Raw genomic sequence first — 19,271 nt, 5'->3', positions numbered from 1 at the left:
GGCTACTCGCCCCTTTCGTCGGCGGTCGCGGACGTACCGGCCGCGCTAGGAGCGCTGGGCTTGTCGGCCGCGCCGGCCGCGCGGACGATGGCGTCTGCCAGGGTCTCGTTGGTGAGCGGGTCTCCCAGTGGCGGGCAGCCGGCATCTTCCAGCGCCCGCGCAAAGGCGAGCGGATGGGGGATGCCCAGCCCCATGTTGTGGAGCTTCTCGGCATTGTCTACCGAGAAGACTTGGGCTGACGTGTCCGTGAGCACCACGCGCCCGCCGTCGAGCACCGCCACGAGGTCTGCCCGCGCGGCGTCCTCCATGGCGTGCGTGACCTCCACAAGCGTGGTGCCGGCGGCGTTGAGGCCATCGAGGATGCGTCGCAGCTTGCGGCGGCCTCGGGGGTCAAGGCCGGCGGTGGGCTCGTCCAGGACGAGAAGGTCCGGCTCCATGGCCAGGATGCCGGCAAGCGCGCAGAGGCGCTGCTGCCCGCCGGAGAGCTGGAACGGCGAGGCGTCGTCCTTGTCCGCAAGACCCACCAGGTCGAGCGCGCACCTCACGCGCTGGTCCACCTCGCTGGGAGAAAGCCCCAGGTTGGAGGGGCCGTAGGCCACATCCTGCGCTACGGTCTCCGCAAAGAGCTGGCGCTCCGGGCGCTGCATCACGTAGCCCACGCGGCCATGGAGCCGACGCCGGTCGCGACGGTCTGCCGTGGGGATGCCATCCACCTCAATGCGACCCTGGTCAGGTACCTCGAGTGCCGCAATGAGACGCAGCAGCGTGGACTTGCCCGAGCCCGTCTGCCCCACCAGCGCAACGTGCGCGCCATGTGGCACGTCAATCGTCACGCCGTCAAGGGCTGCGGGCGCGGCGTCAGCGCGGCGCCGGCGGCGGGACTGCTCGTACGAGAAGCGCACGTCCTCTGCGCGCACCACGGGTGCTCCGCCGGCGTGAGGCGCATCGCCTGGTGCAGAGGCTACACGCCCAGCGCGGTGGCCGCGCGTTCTTCTCGCCAGCTCGGCGAGAAGCGCGTCCTCGTCGCAGGTCCAGGAGACGTCCAGCCCGCGCTCGCGCAGCTGCGAGGAGAGCTGTCCGGCGAAGGGCTCCTCTAGGCCCAGGCCGCGTACCTCCTCTACGTGCGAGAAGACCTCCTGCGGCGTTCCTGCCAAGGCAACGTGGCCGTGGTCGAGCACCACCACGCGGTCAGCGCCCAGGGCCTCGTCCATGAAGTGCGTCACGTGGACCACGGTGCAGCCCACGCCACGGAGCTTCTCTACGACCTTCATGACCGAGCGTCGCCCGCGCACGTCGAGCGAGGACGAGGGCTCGTCGAGCACCAGCACGCGGGGCTCCATGGCAAGCGCGCCTGCGATGGTCACGCGCTGGCGCTGGCCGCCGGAGAGTCGCATCGGGTCCGCCTTTGCGTAGCGCTCCATGGCAACGCGGTGCAGTTCCCGGCGGACCAGGTGCTCGATCCTCTCGGGCGGAAGGCCCAGGTTCTCGGGGCCAAAGGCCACGTCCTCCTCGACCACGCTGGTCACGATCTGGTCCTCCGGGTTCTGGAAGACCAGCCCCAGCTTCCGGCGTGCGCGGCGGTAGGCGTCAAAGTCCGCGGCACCGCTTGCGAAGACCTTCTCGCCCACAAGCGTGACCTCGCCAGCGTCCGGGGCGAGAAGCCCACAGATAACCGAGGCCAGCGTTGACTTGCCGGAGCCGTTGGCACCCAGGACACAGAGGTGCTCTCCCTGGCGCACGTCGAGAGAGACGTTGTCGAGTGCCCGCAAATCTCCATAGGAAAGCGTCACGTGCGCGAGCGAGACGATGGGCGTCTCGCTCGCGTTTGCGCTGGCGGCTGAGGTTGAGGCTGGCTGCGCCATCTAGCGGGCGTCTCCTGCGTTGTTCGCGCCGGGAACCTCGATACCCATTGCCTTGAAGGCGGGCCTCATGATGAGGACAAACACGACGCAGTTGATGACAATCTTGATGAGGTTGAAGGGCAGCAGCGCCGGCACGATGAGGGCGACCACGGCGTCGACGGGCATGCCGGTGTAGAAGGGCGTCACGATGAGGTTGCCCACGATGCAGGCCGCGAGGCACACGATGCCACCCGTGACCAGCCCGATGATGGCGCCGCGCATGGTGCGCTGCTTGCGGTAGATGAGAGACGCGGGCATGACCAGCGCGAGCGTAGCGAGGATTGCCATAACCATGCCGTAGACGCCGCTGGTTGTGGCGATGTGCACCAGGTACGGGATCACAGAGACCACGGCGCCGATTGCCGGGCCAAACGCAAAGCCGGCGATGAGGGCGACGATGCCCGAGGGGTCGTACTTGAGCCAGGTGACGCCGGGCAGGATGGGAAACTCAAGCAGCAGCGTGCAGATGGCGGCCATGGCGCAGAGAAGCGCGGTTACCGCGATGCGCCGGGTGTCCCAGCCCGAGGCTGCATGCGTGGAGTGGCTTGCGTTGCGTGATGAAGTGGGTGCCATAATGACTTCTCCGTTTCTTCCATCCGGACTGTAACCGTTGGTCCTGGAATCTCACCAGGTCAGCCGCCTTTTTAGCGGGTCGCGGACTTCGCGCGCCTGCGCGTCACCACCAGTGGGGAATCTCACCCCGCCCTGAAACTGTCAGAGGAACTATAGCACGTGAGAAGGAGCATGCAAGCGACATTTGGCCTCGTGGCTATGCCCGGGCGTTCTCCTTGGGGACGTAGGAGACGGATTCCTTGTCGGAAAATGTGGGACGGATTCCCGGGAAGAGGGCGAGCGCGGCGCACACCCACACCGCGGCACCCAGCGCGACCTCCACAGCGTAGAGCCACGGGTTTGACCAGGGCACCAGGAAGGCGAGAAGCACCACGGCGCCCGCAGGCGGCATCCAGGTGCGCAGGCCGTTCCAGGCGAGCACCAGCCCCACGAACGCAAATGCCGCCACGAGCGGGCTGGGCAGGCCAAAAGTGATCACGGCGTCTCTCGCCAGCGTGCCTATGACGCCTGCGATGGCAAGCACCGCCCAGGCGTGCCAGGGGCGCAGGCGCAGCGTGAAGTCGGGGCGGGTGAGCTCGGTGTAGGCTACGAGCAGCGGCGGAACTGCGAGGAAGAGGTTGCCGGTGGCATAGGCGGGCACCGCGAAAAGCGCAAACACCCCCAGGCGACGGGCCCAATTGGCGAGTGCCTGCTCGGCGGGGAGACGGAAGGGATGGTAGTCGATTGTCTCACGCAGGCCCACGCGCTCGAGGGCAACCTGGCCCAGCTCGACGAGGACCACCAGCACGAAGACGGCCACGGGGTAGATCCAGGAGTCGGTCCCCAGGAGCATGGGAAGGATCGCCGCCGAGAGCATGGGGGTCATGTCGGCACCGGCAATGTTCATGCACAGGGCGCAGAAGGCGTAGCCGATGACCGCGCGGACAGGCAGCGGAATGTCGGGGAAGGCAAGGTTCATAACCAGGCCAAAGACGGCACCGGTGGTCATAAGTGCGAGCATGCGAGGACGGTTGACGTTCCAGGCCTGCTTGGGCTGGATCCACGCGCCGCAGAGGATGGCGGTCATCTCGGGGAAGAGGACCTCGGGCGAGCCGATGAGCACCGAGGCACCCACCATGGCAACGACGAAGATTCCAGCCAGGAAGATGGGCAGCCAGCGCTTTTGGAATGACATGCGGAACGGCCTTCCGTGTTTGTGGTGTCGGGAGTGTAAGCGCAGGGTGAAGGCCCGCGCACAACATCCAACATCGTAGTCTACCTTGCTATACTCAAGAGCCAAGCGCGTGTATGCAGCGTGCAAAACCCAAACTGAGGAGCAAGATGTCCGAAAGTGGCACTACCGGCGACGACCACTTGCAATCGCTCGCCTGGAAGCTTCGCTCGATTGTTGGCGAGGACAACGTCCTTGTGAACGAGCCGATGAGCGAGCACACGTCGTTCGAGATTGGCGGTCCGGCCGACCTCTTTGTGATTCCCGAGGACTTTGACGAGGTCCATGACGTTATCGATGCCTGCAAGCAGGAGGGAGTGCCTTACTTCGTGCTGGGCCGCGGCTCGGACCTTCTGGTTGCGGACGAGGGGTACCGCGGCGTGATTGTTGCCGTGGCTGACGGCCTCGTTGGCGTGAGCGTCGATGACGACGAGATGTGGTGCCAGGCGGGTGTGACCCTGCGTGAGGCCTCCGAGATGGCATGCGAGCTGGGGCTTTCTGGCCTTGAGTTTGCGTGTGGCATTCCCGGTTCCATTGGCGGGGCCTGCTTCATGAACGCGGGCGCGTACGGCGGCTGCATGGCAGACGTCCTCAAGAACGTACACGTGCTGCACCAGGATGGCCACGAGGAGACCATTCCCGTTGACGAGCTTGACCTGGGCTACCGTCACAGCCGGATTGCGGACGAGGGCATGGTGGTTCTCTCGACGACCTTCAACCTTGACCGTGGCGACCCCGAGAAGATTCGCGAGACCATGGACGAGCTCACGCGCAGGCGCGAGGAGAAGCAGCCGCTCGAGCTGCCCAGTGCCGGCTCGACGTTCAAGCGTCCTGAGGGCTACTTTGTTGGCAAGCTCGTGACCGATGCTGGTCTGCGCGGCTACCAGGTGGGTGGCGCTGCTGTCTCGAAGAAGCACGCTGGATTTGTGGTCAACGTGGGCGGAGCCACGGCAGCAGACGTTCGCGCGGTTATCGCGCACGTCCAGGACGAGGTCGAGCGCCAGTTTGGCGTGCGTCTCGAGCCCGAGGTTCGCTTCCTGGGATAGCGCTCCAGGTGCGTTGTGCGCGCTTGATGGCACGTTTTTACGGTTGGTGGCAGTTTTTCGGGGTGTCCCCGAGTATTGGACGGCTCTGGTTCCGCGGAACCGCAGGTCAACGATTTGCGACTCTGGCTGTCTCACATAAGGTGTTTTCCGATTACTGCCACCAACCGTCATTTCTTGCAATGACTGCTCAAGAACCTAAGCGCAAGGGCCTTCGTGGGTGCTGCCTTAGAAGCTGACGGTTTTCTGTCGATATTCCTATTCCGCCTTATGCGTAGGTCTACCTGCGCGTTCATACGTTCATCACGACATTTCTCTACCTCTAGCTGCGGTGTCAGTTTCGTGCAAGCGGCTCAAGAACGTGCCTGTCCTCCGCGCGCTATTCTCAGCCAACAAACGTGGATGGGGATTGAGATGAGTGTAGTTCTGTGTCATGAATCGGCTTTGAGATATTGGTTGACCAAGATCTCTAACGAGGCGGTCCCATCTGTGAGCCCCTGCCAGAGTCTCTCGTTTTCAAGTGCCAACATGCGTGACGTGCGCCTTGATGCACTGTCCTTTGACTATTCCGAGAAACGACCGCTACACGTTTTGGTTTGCGATTCAGATTCGGTGCGAAATCAACGATGCCTGGTAGCACACCGCTGGAGCGGTGTGCTACCACCAGGATCGTTCTATGAACTCTCTGGTTCCAATCTCGTGAGTTCTCCCGAGTTCACATTTCTACAGATGGCAGCAGGAAGGTCTTTGCGAGAGGTCGTCGAAATCGGCGACTACCTGTGCGGCCTCTTTTCTATAGGCGACTCTGGCCACGGGTACACAGGTCAGCGTGACGCGCTCACAACACCTGAGTCGATCGCCGGTTTTCTTGATCAAGCCCCAGGAGCCTATGGCGCAAAGCAGGCGCGCCGGGCGCTGCGTTATGTCGTTGAGCGCACGGCGTCACCTAGAGAAATCATGCTCTGCAGTGCCCTTGTCCTTCCCAAGTCGGAAGGTGGGAGGGGGATTCGTCACATTGTCGCGAACCAAGAGGTCAAGGTTCCCGAGCACCTGTGGGAGTTCGCGGGTACCGATAGTTTCTACTGCGACGTGTATATCCCCAGTGCGCGTGGCGATGTGGAATACGATAGCGAACAGTATCACACGGGGCGCTACCGACTGGATCACACGCAGAAGCGCAGAAACATCCTGGAGGTCTCGGGTGTAAAAACGATGTCGGCTACGCCAGGGCAGCTCAGCTCTTTCGAGTACTTCCAGAACTTTATGTGGATGCTCAACAAGCGGTTTGGCCTTCGGGAGCGGGGCCTTACGGATGTGCAACTCGGTGCCCGACGTGACCTCTATGAATTTTTCAACGACCCGCACCGCATCCTTTTTTGAGTGCTGCAGACAATTAATCAAGAACCTGTTGCGAGAAATGACGGTTCGTGGCAGTTTTCGGAAAACCCTTTATGTGAGACCGGTGAAGCCGCAAATCGCTGACCTGCGGTTTCCCGGAACACGAGCCGCCCGATACTCAGGGGATCTCCGTAAAACTGCCACCAACCGTAAAAACGTGCCAACAGAGGGAGCATCTGACAAGAATGACGCAGGAGACACATCTTCCGTGAGCCCTATGATGACCTCGTCCCTAGTTCTTAAGGCTGTTGAGCGGGGCGGGGAAGCGACCGCCGCGATGTGCCAGCACGTTTCCGGCGAAGCGGTTCACGCTCATGACCGGCGCGCTGCCAAAGAGGCCGCCAAACTCCAGCATGTCGCCCTCCTTGTGGCCAATCGCCGGAATCAGGCGCACCGCCGTGGTCTTGGTGTTTATCACGCCGATGGCCATCTCGTCGGCGATGATGCCGGCAATTGCCTCCACGGGCGTGTCGCCGGGAATGGCGATCATGTCGAGGCCCACGGAGCACACGCTGGTCATGGCCTCGAGCTTCTCGATCGAGAGAGACCCGTCCTCGGCGGCGCGGATCATGCCAGCGTCCTCGGAGACGGGGATGAAGGCGCCCGAGAGCCCGCCCACGCTGGAGCTGGCCATGACGCCGCCCTTTTTGACGCAGTCGTTGAGAAGGGCGAGCGCGCAGGTGGTGCCGGGGCCGCCGCACTCTCCCACGCCGATGATCTCTAGGATCTTGGCTACGGAGTCGCCGGCGGCGGGGGTGGGCGCCAGCGACAGGTCGACGATGCCCTTCTCGACGCCCAGGCGGCGCGATGCCTCGCGGCTCATGAGCTCGCCGGCACGCGTGATCTTGAACGCCGTCTTCTTGATGGCCTCGGCCACCTCCATGAGGTTGGCGTCGTCGGGCAGCTGCTCAAGCGCGGCGGCCATCACGCCGGGGCCAGAGACGCCAACGTTTATTACGGCGTCGGCCTCGCCGACCCCGTGCACGGCGCCGGCCATGAACGGCGAGTCCTCCACCATGTTGGCAAAGACGACAAACTTCGCCGCGCCGTAGCAGTCGATGTCGGTGGTGCGGCGCGCGCACTCGAGAATGGTCTGTGCCGAGAGAAGCACGGCATCCATGTTGATGCCGGCCCTGGTAGATGCGATGTTCAGTGAGGAGCACACGCGCTCCGTGGTGGCGAGCGCCTCGGGCACCGAGTTGATGAGGCGACGGTCGGCGTTGCCGATGCCCTTCTGCACCAGCGCGGAGAAGCCGCCCATGAAGTCGATGCCCAGCGTCTGCGCGGCGCGGTCCATGGCGTGCGCAATGGGGGAGAGGTCCTCGTCTGCGCAGCACGCTGCCACCTGTGCCACCGGCGTCACCGAGACGCGCTTGTTCGCGATGGGAATGCCGTACTCGGCAGCAAGGTCGTCGGCAACGGAGACCAGATGCTCCGCCTGGTGCGTGATGCGGTCGTAGATCTTGTCGCACATGCGGCCCATGTCCTCATCGGCGCAGCCTGCAAGCGAGATGCCCATGGTGATCGTTCGGAGGTCAAGGTTCTGCTCCGTGACCATGGCAAGCGTCTCGGATACTTCCTGCGGCGTGATATCCATCTGGGCCCTTTCGCTGTGGCTGCTGGCTTCGTCACGCCATTATAGGTGAGCGAGCGTAGGAGCCGCTCCATGGCTCGCAATAGGAAAAGGCCTCGCAAAGTTGGCGCCAGGGAGGCCAGCCGTCGCCCTACCGTTGTCGTCCTACCGCAGTCGCCCTACTCCTGTAGCCGCCACTCGCGCGGGGTCATGCCCGTCTCGCGCTTGAAGACGGCATTGAAGTGGCTCTGCGAGCAGAACCCGAGGTACGTGCTTATGTCGAGAATGGATTGCTCGGTGTTTCTCAGCAGGGACTTTGCCTCGGCGACCTTCTCGCGGCGAATGTAGTCCGCAAGTCCCATACCGGTCTCCCGCTTGAAGCGAGACGAGAGAAACCCGCGGCTCACAAAGAGCGCCTGCGCAACGTCCTCGGTGCGGATGGGCTCAAAGATGTGACTGCGCACGTAGTTGGTCACGCCAAGCACCAGCTGGGACGGGTCCTCGCCAAGGCGCAGATGCCCCACGCGCTCGGCGTATTCTACCGCCATGTGGTAGCCCAGCTCGCTTACCTGCTGCGTGTCGCTTGCAAGCTCGCAACGATTGATATAAGAGTCGCTAAGGGAGAAGGCCTCGTCCGCATTCATCCCGCCGGCAATTGCCGCGCGAGAAACCACAGTCACGCTTGTCACAAAGGTGTCCTTCGCGTTGCGTAGCAGGTTGGGCGAGAGCACGCCTGCCCTGAAGGACGGCAACGCCGAGAAGTACGCGCGCAGCTCGTCGGGCCGGCCTTGGCGCACAAGGTCGCAGAGCACCTGCTCGACCTTGAGGGACGAGTTGCCCAGGGACTTCTCCTCGGGAAACTCCGCGGCGTGAAACTCCTCGTTGACGAGGTTGGATCCGATGGTTCGCTGTGCGTCGTCGTGAACAAGCACGCGGTCAAGCTCGACTTTCTCGCCCGTCGCAGCAAATGCGACGGCGCAGAGTACCTGCACGGTGGTAAGCAGTGGCAACGGCGTGAGCGAGCATATGCCCTCCTGGAACTGTGGGAGGTCGGCCGGAGACACCCCAAGCTGCGCTGCCATCTGGGTGACCTGTGCCGCCGGCAGCGGTGCCTCGGGGATAGGGCCAACCACCAGACGCGTGTCTCCCGCGCAAACGACGCCCACGTAGAGGCTGTCGCCCACAGACAGATAGCCAACGGGGCTCGCCAGCGCGAGGGCGTCCTGCTCGCAAAGGGCAAGCGGGTCTGCCGGCAGCCGCACCGGAATGTGGGCCGAGACGAGCTTCTCGCCTTGGTAGACGTGCACGGGTACCACTGCGATGCTCGCAAGGGAAGTGGCAAGGTAGTCAAGGCCATCAAGGTCCATCATGTGGTGTCCCTTCGGCGTGCGGAATCTGTAGGGTTCTCAGTAGAGGACAAAAGCATCAAAGCGAGAACAACAACGACAGTATAGACCGTGCGCCTCCTCTAGTCTGCTGCCATGCTCGAACACTCTGTCCAGGCGCAACGAAAGAGGGGGCACCATGAAGGTGTTCATGATTGGCGGTACGGGACTTCTGGGAAGCGAGGCGGCCCGCGAGCTCATCGCCCGCGGCCACGAAGTGACGGCTCTCGCGCTGCCTCCGGTGCCCAAAGGGGCAACGCTTCCGCCCGAGATGAAGATTGAGTTTGGCAACTATCTTGAGATGACCGACGACGAGATGCGCGCCCACCTCCGAGGCTGCGACGCCTTCGTCTTCGCAGCGGGTGTCGACGAGCGCGTGGAGGGGCCAGCCCCCATCTACGACCTGTACAAGAAGTTCAACATCGACCCCATCCGCCGCCTGCTTCCGCTCGCCAAGGAGTGCGGAGTCAAGCACGTGGTTATCTGCGGCAGCTACTTTGCCTACTTTGCCAAGAAGCACCCCGAGATGCAGTTCACCCGCTGGCATCCCTACATCCGCAGCCGCATCGACCAGGAGAACGCCGCCATGGACGTGGCAGGCCCGGACTTTGACGTCGCCGTGCTGGAGCTTCCCTACATCTTTGGCACCCAGCCCGGCCGCAAGCCCGTGTGGGTCTTCCTCGTGGAGAGCATCCGCGGCATGAAGGGCGCCACCATGTGGACGCGCGGCGGCACTGCCATGGTCACGGTGCGCCAGGTTGGGCAGGCAATCGCGGGCGCCGTGGAGAGGAACCGCGGTGGCAACTGCTATCCCATCGGCTGGTGGAACATGACCTGGGAGCAGATGCTGCGCATCGTCCACAAGCACATGGGCTGCCCCGACAAGCCCATCCGCACCATCCCCAAGTGGATGTACGCCATCGGCGGCTGGAACCTCCGCCGCGACCAGAAGAAGCGCGGCATCGATGGTGGGCTTGACATGGTGCGCTATGCATATCTGCAAACGTCGGAGCTCTTCATCGACAAGTCCCTGGGCGCCGAGCCCCTCGGCGTGACCGACGACGACATCGACGCGGCGATTGGGGACTCCATCCGCCTCTCGCTTGCTGTTGCGGACAAGAAGGCCGACGTCATCTCGATGAGGGGAGAGTAGCGATGGTACAGGCAGGCGAGAAGAACAGGGCGGCCTCGGTAGGGAGGCCGCGCGTCTTCATGACCGGTGCCTCGGGCGGCATGGGCATGGCGTCGCTCAAGCAGATGCTCCCAGACGTGGGTGACAAGTTCGACCTGGTAGTTCTCGTGCGAGACTCCGAGAAGAACCGTGCCGAGATGGCGCCCTTCGAGGGCACGCCGGGCCTCGAGGTGGTGTGGGGCGACCTCGACGACAACGACGCCGTGCGCCGCTGCCTTCTCAGCACCAGCCTGGTGCTCCACATCGCGGCGTTTGTCTCGCCTGCGGCGGACTACTACCCCGAGAAGGCAATGCACGTAAACTTTGGCGGCACCAAGCGCCTGGTGGACGCGATCCACGAGCTGGGGCAGGATGAGACCACTGCCTTTGTCTACATTGGAACGGTCGCCGAGACGGGCGACCGCATGCCGCCCATACACTGGGGGCGCGTGGGGGACCCCATAAAGCCCAGCGTGTTCGACTATTACGCCGTATCAAAGGTGGCTGCCGAGCGGTACGTGATTGAGTCCGGGCTGGCGCGCTGGGCTAGCCTCAGGCAGACGGGCATAATCGGCCCCGCCATGGTGCAGATACGAGACGCCATCCAGTTTCACAACTGCCTCTTCAACGTGCTCGAGTACTGCTCGGACAGGGACTCCGGTCGTGCGATGGCGCATCTTGCGGAGTACGACGCGGCGGGCACGCTTGACCCCTCGTTCTGGTGCCACATATACAACATCGGCGGCGGCGAGCCGTGTCGCGTGAGCACCATCGGCATGTACCGCAAGCTCTACGGCGAGCTTGGCTTCACGAGCCTCGACCCTGTGGTGGACAACAAGTTCGTTGCCACTCGCAACTTTCACGGCCAGTACTACCTGGACTCTGACAAGCTGGAGAACTACCTCCACTTTAGGGGCGACTCCATGCAGTACTTCTACGACGAGTACCTCAAGGCCATGGGGCCGGCGGCAATTGGCTTTGCTCGCTTCCTTTGCCGCATCCCCGGCGGCCAGCGCCTCATGGGATCAATCATCAAGGAGTCAACGTTCGACGCACTTCTCGATGCCGAGCACGGCACACGCCACTTCATCCAGGCAGGCATGGATGACAGAATCGATGCCTACTGGGGGAGCCGTGCGGCGTGGGAGGCACTGCCCGGGAAGGTGAGCGACATGCCCGAGTTCACCGACTGGGAGCACGTGGTGCACATCGACCACGGCTACGACGAGTCCAAGCCCGAGGAGGAGCTCTCGCTCGAGGACGTGCGCGGCGCCGCGGAGTTCCGCGGCGGCAAGCTGCTCTCCACGCAGATGCGCACTGGCGACTGGCGCGGCAAGCTCCGCTTTAGGTGCGCCTTTGGCCACGAGTTCGAGGCGAGTCCGCGCCTGGTGCTGGAGGGAGGGCACTGGTGTTCCGTCTGCGAGGCCAAGAGCTGGAACTACGGTGCCCGCGCGAAGGTGGACCCCTTCTTCGCACAGGTATGGAACCCGCTCCACTCGCCAGACGAGATGCGCGAGTATCCCAAGGAGTGCTAGGCGGCACGCTGGGCCACAGGGGCCTGGTATGCCTCACTCACCCCATGGCCCGTCGCTTGGGAGGGCGTCCCGCGCGGGCGCCCTCCTCCTTTCTGCGGTCAATGCTTTCGCAGGTGACGTAGGTGTGCCGACCAACTCGATAGCCATCAAGGACTCCCGAGTCAATCATTCTCGTTATTCTACCGGGGCTTACCCCCAACTGACGTGCGGCCTCTGCTGCGGAAACATGCGGCCCGGGAAGCACGTAACCTGCGCTGGTCTCGAAAAAGACGTAGACAGACTCCGAATCCTCCGGGCACGGGGTGTTTGTGGGTGCGGGGGGCTGCTCTCCTTGTGCGAGAAGAGCCGCCACATACGTGCGCATGGCGTCTCCCGCTTGCGCAAGGGCTTCCATGCGGCTCTCGCCATAGGTGAAGCATCCGGGGAGGTCGGGAACGGTGACGTCCCATCCGCCTTCTTCGTCCCGCGTGAGAAGTACCCCATAGATGAACTTGGCCATGTTGCCTCCTTACAGCCATCCGGCAGTCTTTGCGATGTTGCGGTATGTCCCAATGGGTATCTCGTGCTTTGATGTGGGAACGACGAGCATCTGACCACGCTTGCGAAAGACAATGTGGCTCCCGCGTCCTGGAACTTCCGTCCATCCTTCGCGGCGAAGCCGACTGAGTACGTTGCGAACTTCGCGCTCCTTGGGCATACCGTTCACCTCATAACTATAAACAGTTGACAATTAATGTCAAGCAATATATAGAACGTATGTTCTATATTATCATCAAAAGGCCAGCTGCCAGTTACTTGCTCTGCCGCTGACGGCCAAAATAACGCCGCTTAGCGGTGTCTGTACAACAACGACAATTAAACGACAAATACGTAAGAACTCACCTACGCCTACCCCATACAGTACGCACAACAGGAATGCGGGCCCACAAGGCCACGCGCGGGAAGGGAAACGGCATGGCAGATTCTCGGCTGTCGTTCATCAACAAGCCAGTCTTTGACTCTCGGGTGAAGTCCGAGGAGGTGCGCCCTGCCGAGAAGATCCTCGGCTACCTGGTGGGGCCCGTTGGCCCAGCACTGGTAAACGCGGTGCTGGCCAGCTACCTCAACGTCTTCTACACCGACGTCCTTGGCCTCACCCTGCTCTGGGGCGGTCTCTTCCTTCTCGTCTTTCCCATCATCTCGAAGGTTGCCAACGCCGTGGTCAACCTCTGGGTGGGCAAGCTCATCGAGCGCACGCACACGCGCCAGGGCAAGGCGCGCCCGTACCTGCTCATCTCGGCACCCATCTTCCTTGTGACCACGGTGCTCTGCTTCACGGTGCCCCAGCTGGGCCTTGTTCCCGAGGTCATCTGGGTTGTGGTGAGCTACAACCTCTTCTACCTCTGCGCGAACTCGTTCTACACCATGGCGCACAACCTCATGGTGCCGCTCTCCACGCGAGACTCCGAGGCCCGCGGCAGCCTCTCGGTCATGAACAACATAGCCATGACCATGGCCACGGGCATCATCATCGCGATGCTCTTCCCCATGTTCGTACTGCCCGTGATTGGCGCAAGCCGCGAGGCATGGGCCGTGATGGGCTGGATTCTTGGAGCCGTCGCGCTTCCGCTCATCCTTATGGAGTACTACTTCACCCGCGAGCGCGTGACGGAGGAGCAGGGCGAGCAAGCCGCCGAGGATCCCATGCCCTTCCGCGAGCAGATTCGCACCGTGCTCACTGACCGCTACTGGGTCATCCTGATGCTCTACCTCTTCATCTACACGCTCTCGAGCAACTTCAAGAACCTGTCGCTGCTCTATTACTGCAACTACGTGCTGGGTTCCTACAACGACGGCATCACGCTCACGTTGGTCAACGTGATTGGCGGCATCCCCATGGGCCTGGGCATCTTTGCAGTGTGGCCCATCGCCAAGCGGGCGGGGCTTCGAAACACCACGCTCTGGGGCTTTGTGATCGTGGCAGTGGGCTCGGCCATCTGTGCCCTCTTTCCCACCAACATGCCGGTGGTTCTCGCCGGGCAGTTCATCAAGAACGTGGGGTGCCTGCCCGCGGCATACGTCTTCATGGCACTCTTCGCCGACGTGCTGGACCACTGCGAGTGGCGCTTTGGCTTCCGTTGCGACGGCCTCTCCAGCGCCGTGTACTCCATCATCCAGACCGTCTGCGTGGGTCTCGCCAATGGCATCTTCAACCTCATGCTGGGCATGACGGGCTACGTGCCGCCCTCGGTCGTGGATGGCGTGACCGTGGCTGCCGCGCAGAGTGACGCCACCAAGGGCGTCTTCATCTTCTTCTTCCTGGTGCTCGACATCATCACCTCTGCGGTGATCGTGGTCCTGCTCTCTCGCCTCAACGTGGAGAAGACCATCAAGCAGGAGCAGGAAGAGATCAAGGCGCGCCACCAGGGTGCCGCTGACGAGAAGCCCGCAACCACCGAGGAGGCCTAGCCATGCGTGCGACCAACCTTACCGCCGAGAGCCTCACCAACCCGCTGGGGTTGGGCGTCGCCTGCCCACACCTGGCCTGGGTCGACGAGGACGGCATCTCCCAGAGCGCCTGCCAGGTGGTCTGCGAGGATGAGAACGGCGCGACCCTCTGGGACACGGGCCGCGAGGAGTCGGCGTCCATGCAGCTTGACTGGCCGGGCGAGCCGCTTGCAAGCCGCCAGCACGTCACCTGGCGCGTGCGCGTCTGGGACGAGAAGGGCGTGGCGGGTGCATGGTCTGAGCCCGCAGGCATCGAGGTGGGGCTTCTCTCGCCCGATGACTGGTCTGCCCGCTGGATCAGCGGTGACTACGACGTGCCTACCCAGCGCGTGGGCGCCCTGGGCAACTTCAAGCAGATGATTGCTGCCATGCATCCCGCCCAGCCAGACCAGGTGGTGACCGAGCCCATCCTCGAGGGCCGCTATCCCGCGGACTGCTTCCGTCGCGCCTTTGATGTTGCGGCCGGCCTGGTGCGCGCACGCCTCTACATCACGGCCTGCGGCCTCTACGAGGCGCGCATTGATGGCGAGAAGGTCGGCGGCTTCTGCATGGCGCCTGGCCACACGGACTACCGCAAACGCGTCCAATACCAGGCCTACGACGTGACCGAGGCGCTTGCGGCCGGCGGACATGAGCTTACGGTGCAGCTTGCCGACGGCTGGTACCGGGGCTCATGCGGCGCGTGGGGGCTGCTCAACCAGTACGGCACCCAGACCAAGCTCCTGGCGCAGCTCGAGCTTACCTATGCCGATGGCATCGTGGAGAGCGTGGAGACCGGCCCGGACTGGCAGTGGTCGAACGACGGTCCCATCCTCTTTGCCGACAACAAGGACGGCGAGATCGTCGATGCCACGCGCATGCCAAGCTACTCCGGCCACGCCCGCGCGACGCACCACGACGTGGTCCCCACGGCCTCGAACAACGTGCCGGTCACGATGCACGAGCGCTTCTCGCCAGCGCCGGGGAAGACCCCAAACGGCAGGCTCCTCTATGACCTGGGCCAGAACATTGCCGGTTGGGTGGAGCTGGACTTTGATGCCCACGGGGGGCAGCATGTCCTTCTCCGCTGCGGAGAGATGCTGGACGAGAACGGCAACCTCACGCTCAAGAACATCCAGTGCACGCGCGAGGGCTTTGCCACGCCGCTCCAGCAGGTGGAGTACGTGTGCCGCGAGGGGCATAACCACTACCGCACCACGTTCTGCGTCTTTGGCTTTCGCTACGTGGAGGTCGAGACGGACGCCCAGCTGGGGGCTGGCTCTCTCACGGCCATAGCGCTCTACTCCGACATGGCGCAGACTGGGAGCTTCGAGAGCTCCAACGAGCTGCTCAACCGCTTCTTCGACGCCACCGTGTGGTCGACGAAGGGCAACTCGCTCGACGTGCCCACCGACTGCCCCACGCGCGAGCGCCACGGCTGGTCGGGTGACGCGCAGATCTTCTTCGAGACCTTCTCGTACCTCTTTGACTGCCGAACGTTCGAACGCAAGTGGCTGCACGACCTCTTCGACTGGCAGAAGCGTGACGGAAAGCTGCCGCAGGTTGCGCCCGCCGGCGGTGTGGACTCCTACATGCGCTTCCTGGATGGCTCGGTGGGTTGGGCCGACGCGGGCATTCTCATCCCATATCGCTACTGGAAGCACTACGGCGACGCGTCGGTGCTCTCGGAGTTCTATGACGGCATGCGTCGCTATGCGGAGTTCATGGTGGCGCGCTGCGGCAAGACCGGCCCCTTTGCGCCGCGCGTGCGGCTCTCGCGCGAGAACCGCCGCTATCTGGTGAACATGGGCCAGAGCTACGGCGAGTGGGCCGAGCCCGAGGACGTCCACAAGATGGACTGGAAGGACACCGTGGCGCCGCACCCCGAGGTGGCTACGGCCTACACTGCCTACGTGCTGGGCTGCATGGCCCAGATTGCTGCGGAGCTTGGCCGCGCGGAGGACGAGGAGCGCTATCGCGCCTACTCCGAGGGCTGCCGCCGCGCCTACCAGGAGCTGAGCCAGCTTCCTGAGTACACGCTCGACACCGACAGGCAGGCTCGCCTCGTGCGGCCGCTCGTCTTTGGTCTGCTCGACGAGAGCCAGACGGACTTCGCGCGGGAGCGCCTGGTGCGCGCATGCGAGAACTACGGCTGGCGTCTGGGCACGGGCTTTCTCTCCACGCCGCTTATCATGGACGTGCTTGCCTCGTACGACCTGGACGCGGCATATCGCCTGCTCGAGAACGAGCAGATGCCGGGCTGGCTCTTCATGCCCAAGATGGGGGCGACCACCGTGTGGGAGTCGTGGGAGGGCACTCAGGCGCAGGGCGGCATCGCGTCGCTCAACCACTACTCCAAGGGTGCCGTATGCGCGTGGCTCTTCCGCGTGATGTGCGGCATCGAGCCGGACGGCGAGCGGCACTTCACGGTGGCGCCCAGGCCTGGTGGGCACTTCTCGCACGCTCGTGCTGCCTACCAGAGCTCCTGCGGGCGCGTGGAGAGCGGCTGGGTCCGCACTGATGGTGGCTGGCGCTTCTCGGTCACAGTGCCTTCCAACGCAAGCGCTACGGTGGTGCTGCCGGACGGCTCGCGCTACGAGGTGGCCGCCGGCACGCACGAGTTTTCATGCACGATCCGCAGTCAGGAGGACTAGCGATGGATTCCGAGTACTCAAGCGCAGCCGAGAAGGCCGTGGCAAGCCTGAGCCGAGACCAGCTGCTTGACCTGGGCGTTGGTGCGGACTTCTGGCGCACGAAGTCGTACCCGGAGGCCGGCCTCCCGGCGCTCACCGTGAGCGACGGCCCCTCGGGGCTTCGCTACCAGAAGCCTGGGACCGACGCCAAGGGCATGGTCATATCGGAGCCCGCCACGTGCTTCCCCGCGCTGGCGACGGCCGCCGCCACGTGGGATTCGGATCTGGTGGAGCAGATGGGCGCGGCCATTGGGCGAGAGGCGCGCTCGATGGGCGTGGGCGTGGTGCTGGGGCCGGGGCTCAACATCAAGCGGAGCCCGCTCTGCGGACGCAACTTCGAGTACTTCTCGGAAGACCCCCTGCTTGCGGGCACGCTTGCCACGAGCCACGTGCGCGGGGTGCAGTCCACCGGCGCGGGCTCGTGCGTCAAGCACTTTGCCGTGAACTCGCAGGAGTACAAGCGCTTTAGCAACGACAGCCTTGTGGACGAGCGCACCCTGCGCGAGATCTACCTGCGCGCCTTCGAGATGGTGGTTCGCGATGCCAAGCCGCAGATGGTGATGAGCGCCTACGTGATGCTCAATGGCATCTACTGCAGCGACAACCGCCACCTCCTGCGCGAGATCCTGCGCGACGAGTGGGGCTTTGACGGCGTGGTGGTGACGGACTGGGGTGGCATGCACGACCGCGGCGCCGCCTACGAGGCCGGCTGCGACCTGGCCATGCCTGGCGGCGGCAAGCACCTGCAGAGGCAGGCGGCGGCCGCGCTGGAGGCTGGCACGCTGCACGAGGAGCGCGTGCGCGAGAGCGCCCGCCGGCTGGCGGCCCTTGCCATCGCGCACGCCGGCAGCGCGGACGAAGCCGCCGTGGACGTGGCGGCAAACCGCGAGGTGGCGCGGCGCGTTGCCGCCGAGGGCCACGTGCTTCTGGCCAACGATGGAACGCTTCCGCTTGCAGCAGGTGCCCGTGTGGCGCTCATTGGACAGATGGCCGAGAAGCCCCGCTACCAGGGTGGCGGCTCGAGCCACATCAACGCTCGCCAGGTGGCTACCATGCGCGAACTGCGCCCTGGCTGGACGTACGCCGCTGGCTACGACGCGCGCACCGGCGAGACGAATGACGCGCTGATAGATGAGGCAGCGCGCGTTGCCCGTGACGCGGAGGTCGCCGTCGTGGTGGTCGGCCTGCCCGAGACCATCGAGTCCGAGGGCTACGACCGCGAGGACATGCGCCTGCCCGAGGGCATGAACCGCCTGGTAGCCGCCGTGGCTGCTGCAAACCCGCGTACCGTGGTGGTGCTTCAGTGCGGAAGCCCCGTCGAGCTGCCCTGGGAGGCCGACGTTGCCGCGGTTCTCTACGCGGGCCTTGGCGGCGAGGCCGGTGCCGAGGCCACGGTCGACGTGCTGGAGGGCGGGGTGAACCCGTCGGGCAAGCTGCCGGAGACCTGGCCGCTGCGCGCGGAGGACGCGCCGTGTGCGGAGTGCTGGGGCAAGCCGCACCGCCAGTCCCAGTACCGCGAGGGCGTCTTTGTGGGATACCGGTACTACCGGACCGCGGGCGTGCCCGTGGCGCACTGCTTTGGGCAGGGGCTCTCGTACACGAGCTTCTCCTACGACCGGCTCGCGGTGGATGCCGCCAGCCGGACGGTGAGCTTCGACATAACCAATGCGGGGCAGGTGGTGGGGGCCGAGGTGGCGCAGGTCTACGTTGCCGCGCCCGAGGGCGGCCTTCCGCACCCGCGCGTGCAGCTTGCTGGCTTTGCGCGCGTGGAGCTTGCCCCCGGCGAGACCCGCCGCGTGGGCGTGCCGCTTGACGAGAAGAGCCTCTCTGTGTGGGACAACGGCTGGAAGGTTGTTGGCGGCATCTACCAGGTGCTTGTTGGGTCCTCGGTGGAGGACGTGCGGCTGCGTGGTGCGCTGGACATTGCGGGCAAGGGCATCGCGGCGCCGGGCAAGTACGCAGGGACCTGGTATCGCTCGCCCAAGGGCAAGCCCACGGAGGCGGACTTTCGCGTGCTTCTCGGCAGGGCAATCCCGCCGGAGGCACATCACACCAAGGGCACGTACGACGAGACGGACTCGCTGCTCGAGATGGCGGAGACCTCCGGTACCTGCCGCTTTGTGGCAAACCAGATTAGGGGTGCGGTCGAGCGCCAGTACGACGACCCAACAGACCCGCAGTGCCGCATGTCCATCGCGTCGAGTGCCGGCTGCGCGCTGTTTGGGCTGGTGAACTGCTCCGGTGGCGCCATGCCCGAGGGCGTTGCGCACGCGCTTCTCAACCTGGCAAACGGCCGCGCGCCGTGGCACAGGGGCTAGCCCAG

At 64.2% G+C, this 19,271-nt stretch carries 14 protein-coding genes and 1 riboswitch; of the genes, 7 read left to right on the top strand and 7 right to left on the bottom strand.

The genetic code is table 11. The annotated features are described in order from the left end of the window. Positions 1-2: 2 nt before the first annotated feature. From NVS32_RS00735 to NVS32_RS00725, 3 genes are all read right to left on the bottom strand, one after another. Complete coding sequence (locus NVS32_RS00735) at positions 3-1,862, bottom strand: ABC transporter ATP-binding protein (protein ID WP_258498329.1); 1,860 nt, start codon at positions 1,860-1,862, stop codon at positions 3-5. Then, positions 1,863-2,474, bottom strand: coding sequence for an ECF transporter S component (locus NVS32_RS00730; RefSeq protein WP_258498328.1), 612 nt, complete (start codon positions 2,472-2,474; stop codon positions 1,863-1,865). 7 nt (positions 2,475-2,481) lie between these two features. Further along, a riboswitch (FMN riboswitch) is annotated at positions 2,482-2,618 on the bottom strand. A 52-nt stretch (positions 2,619-2,670) separates the two neighbouring features. Then, positions 2,671-3,648 carry a hypothetical protein gene (locus tag NVS32_RS00725; RefSeq protein WP_258498327.1) on the bottom strand — a complete coding sequence of 326 codons (978 nt, stop codon included), beginning with the start codon at positions 3,646-3,648 and terminating at the stop codon, positions 2,671-2,673. Positions 3,649-3,794: 146 nt separating this feature from the next. Here NVS32_RS00725 and murB point away from each other — a divergent pair, with 146 nt between their 5' ends. Together murB and NVS32_RS00715 are read left to right on the top strand one after the other, a co-directional pair. After that, on the top strand, positions 3,795-4,730 hold the full coding sequence (gene murB / locus NVS32_RS00720; RefSeq protein WP_258498326.1) for a UDP-N-acetylmuramate dehydrogenase: 936 nt from the start codon (positions 3,795-3,797) through the stop codon (positions 4,728-4,730). Between the two features lie 525 nt (positions 4,731-5,255). After that, positions 5,256-6,107: a hypothetical protein gene (locus NVS32_RS00715; RefSeq protein WP_258498325.1), complete on the top strand. Its 852-nt coding sequence runs from the start codon at positions 5,256-5,258 to the stop codon at positions 6,105-6,107. A gap of 250 nt (positions 6,108-6,357) precedes the next feature. Here NVS32_RS00715 and NVS32_RS00710 read toward each other — a convergent pair whose 3' ends face one another. Then, positions 6,358-7,722 carry a PFL family protein gene (locus NVS32_RS00710; protein ID WP_258498324.1) on the bottom strand — a complete coding sequence of 455 codons (1,365 nt, stop codon included), beginning with the start codon at positions 7,720-7,722 and terminating at the stop codon, positions 6,358-6,360. Positions 7,723-7,877: 155 nt separating this feature from the next. Further along, positions 7,878-9,068, bottom strand: coding sequence for a helix-turn-helix domain-containing protein (locus tag NVS32_RS00705; protein ID WP_258498323.1), 1,191 nt, complete (start codon positions 9,066-9,068; stop codon positions 7,878-7,880). Between the two features lie 154 nt (positions 9,069-9,222). On the opposite strand from NVS32_RS00705, the gene NVS32_RS00700 reads away from it, so the two are divergent. Together NVS32_RS00700 and NVS32_RS00695 are read left to right on the top strand one after the other, a co-directional pair. Continuing rightward, positions 9,223-10,236 carry an NAD-dependent epimerase/dehydratase family protein gene (locus NVS32_RS00700; RefSeq protein WP_258498322.1) on the top strand — a complete coding sequence of 338 codons (1,014 nt, stop codon included), beginning with the start codon at positions 9,223-9,225 and terminating at the stop codon, positions 10,234-10,236. Between the two features lie 2 nt (positions 10,237-10,238). Beyond that, positions 10,239-11,789 (top strand): NAD-dependent epimerase/dehydratase family protein, encoded by a 1,551-nt coding sequence (locus NVS32_RS00695; RefSeq protein WP_258498321.1) that lies wholly within the window; start codon positions 10,239-10,241, stop codon positions 11,787-11,789. A 37-nt stretch (positions 11,790-11,826) separates the two neighbouring features. Here NVS32_RS00695 and NVS32_RS00690 read toward each other — a convergent pair whose 3' ends face one another. Further along, positions 11,827-12,288, bottom strand: a complete 462-nt coding sequence (locus NVS32_RS00690) for a type II toxin-antitoxin system HicB family antitoxin (RefSeq protein WP_258498320.1) — start codon at positions 12,286-12,288, stop codon at positions 11,827-11,829. A 9-nt stretch (positions 12,289-12,297) separates the two neighbouring features. Beyond that, positions 12,298-12,486, bottom strand: a complete 189-nt coding sequence (locus NVS32_RS00685) for a type II toxin-antitoxin system HicA family toxin (RefSeq protein WP_258498318.1) — start codon at positions 12,484-12,486, stop codon at positions 12,298-12,300. 257 nt (positions 12,487-12,743) lie between these two features. Here NVS32_RS00685 and NVS32_RS00680 point away from each other — a divergent pair, with 257 nt between their 5' ends. From NVS32_RS00680 to NVS32_RS00670, 3 genes are read left to right on the top strand one after another with little or no spacing between them, the layout of a single operon-like run. Continuing rightward, complete coding sequence (locus NVS32_RS00680) at positions 12,744-14,237, top strand: MFS transporter (protein WP_258498317.1); 1,494 nt, start codon at positions 12,744-12,746, stop codon at positions 14,235-14,237. Between the two features lie 2 nt (positions 14,238-14,239). Continuing rightward, positions 14,240-16,909 (top strand): family 78 glycoside hydrolase catalytic domain, encoded by a 2,670-nt coding sequence (locus NVS32_RS00675; RefSeq protein ID WP_258498316.1) that lies wholly within the window; start codon positions 14,240-14,242, stop codon positions 16,907-16,909. Positions 16,910-16,911: 2 nt separating this feature from the next. Next, a complete protein-coding gene (locus NVS32_RS00670; RefSeq protein ID WP_258498315.1) occupies positions 16,912-19,266 on the top strand; it encodes a glycoside hydrolase family 3 C-terminal domain-containing protein in 2,355 nt (784 codons plus the stop codon). Positions 19,267-19,271: the final 5 nt, after the last annotated feature.

Origin of the sequence: Tractidigestivibacter montrealensis (genome assembly GCF_024741235.1) — a bacterium.
Lineage (GTDB): Bacteria > Actinomycetota > Coriobacteriia > Coriobacteriales > Atopobiaceae > Tractidigestivibacter > Tractidigestivibacter montrealensis.
Note: the sequence above shows the minus strand (reverse complement) of the source record. Positions and strands in the feature narration are given on the sequence as shown.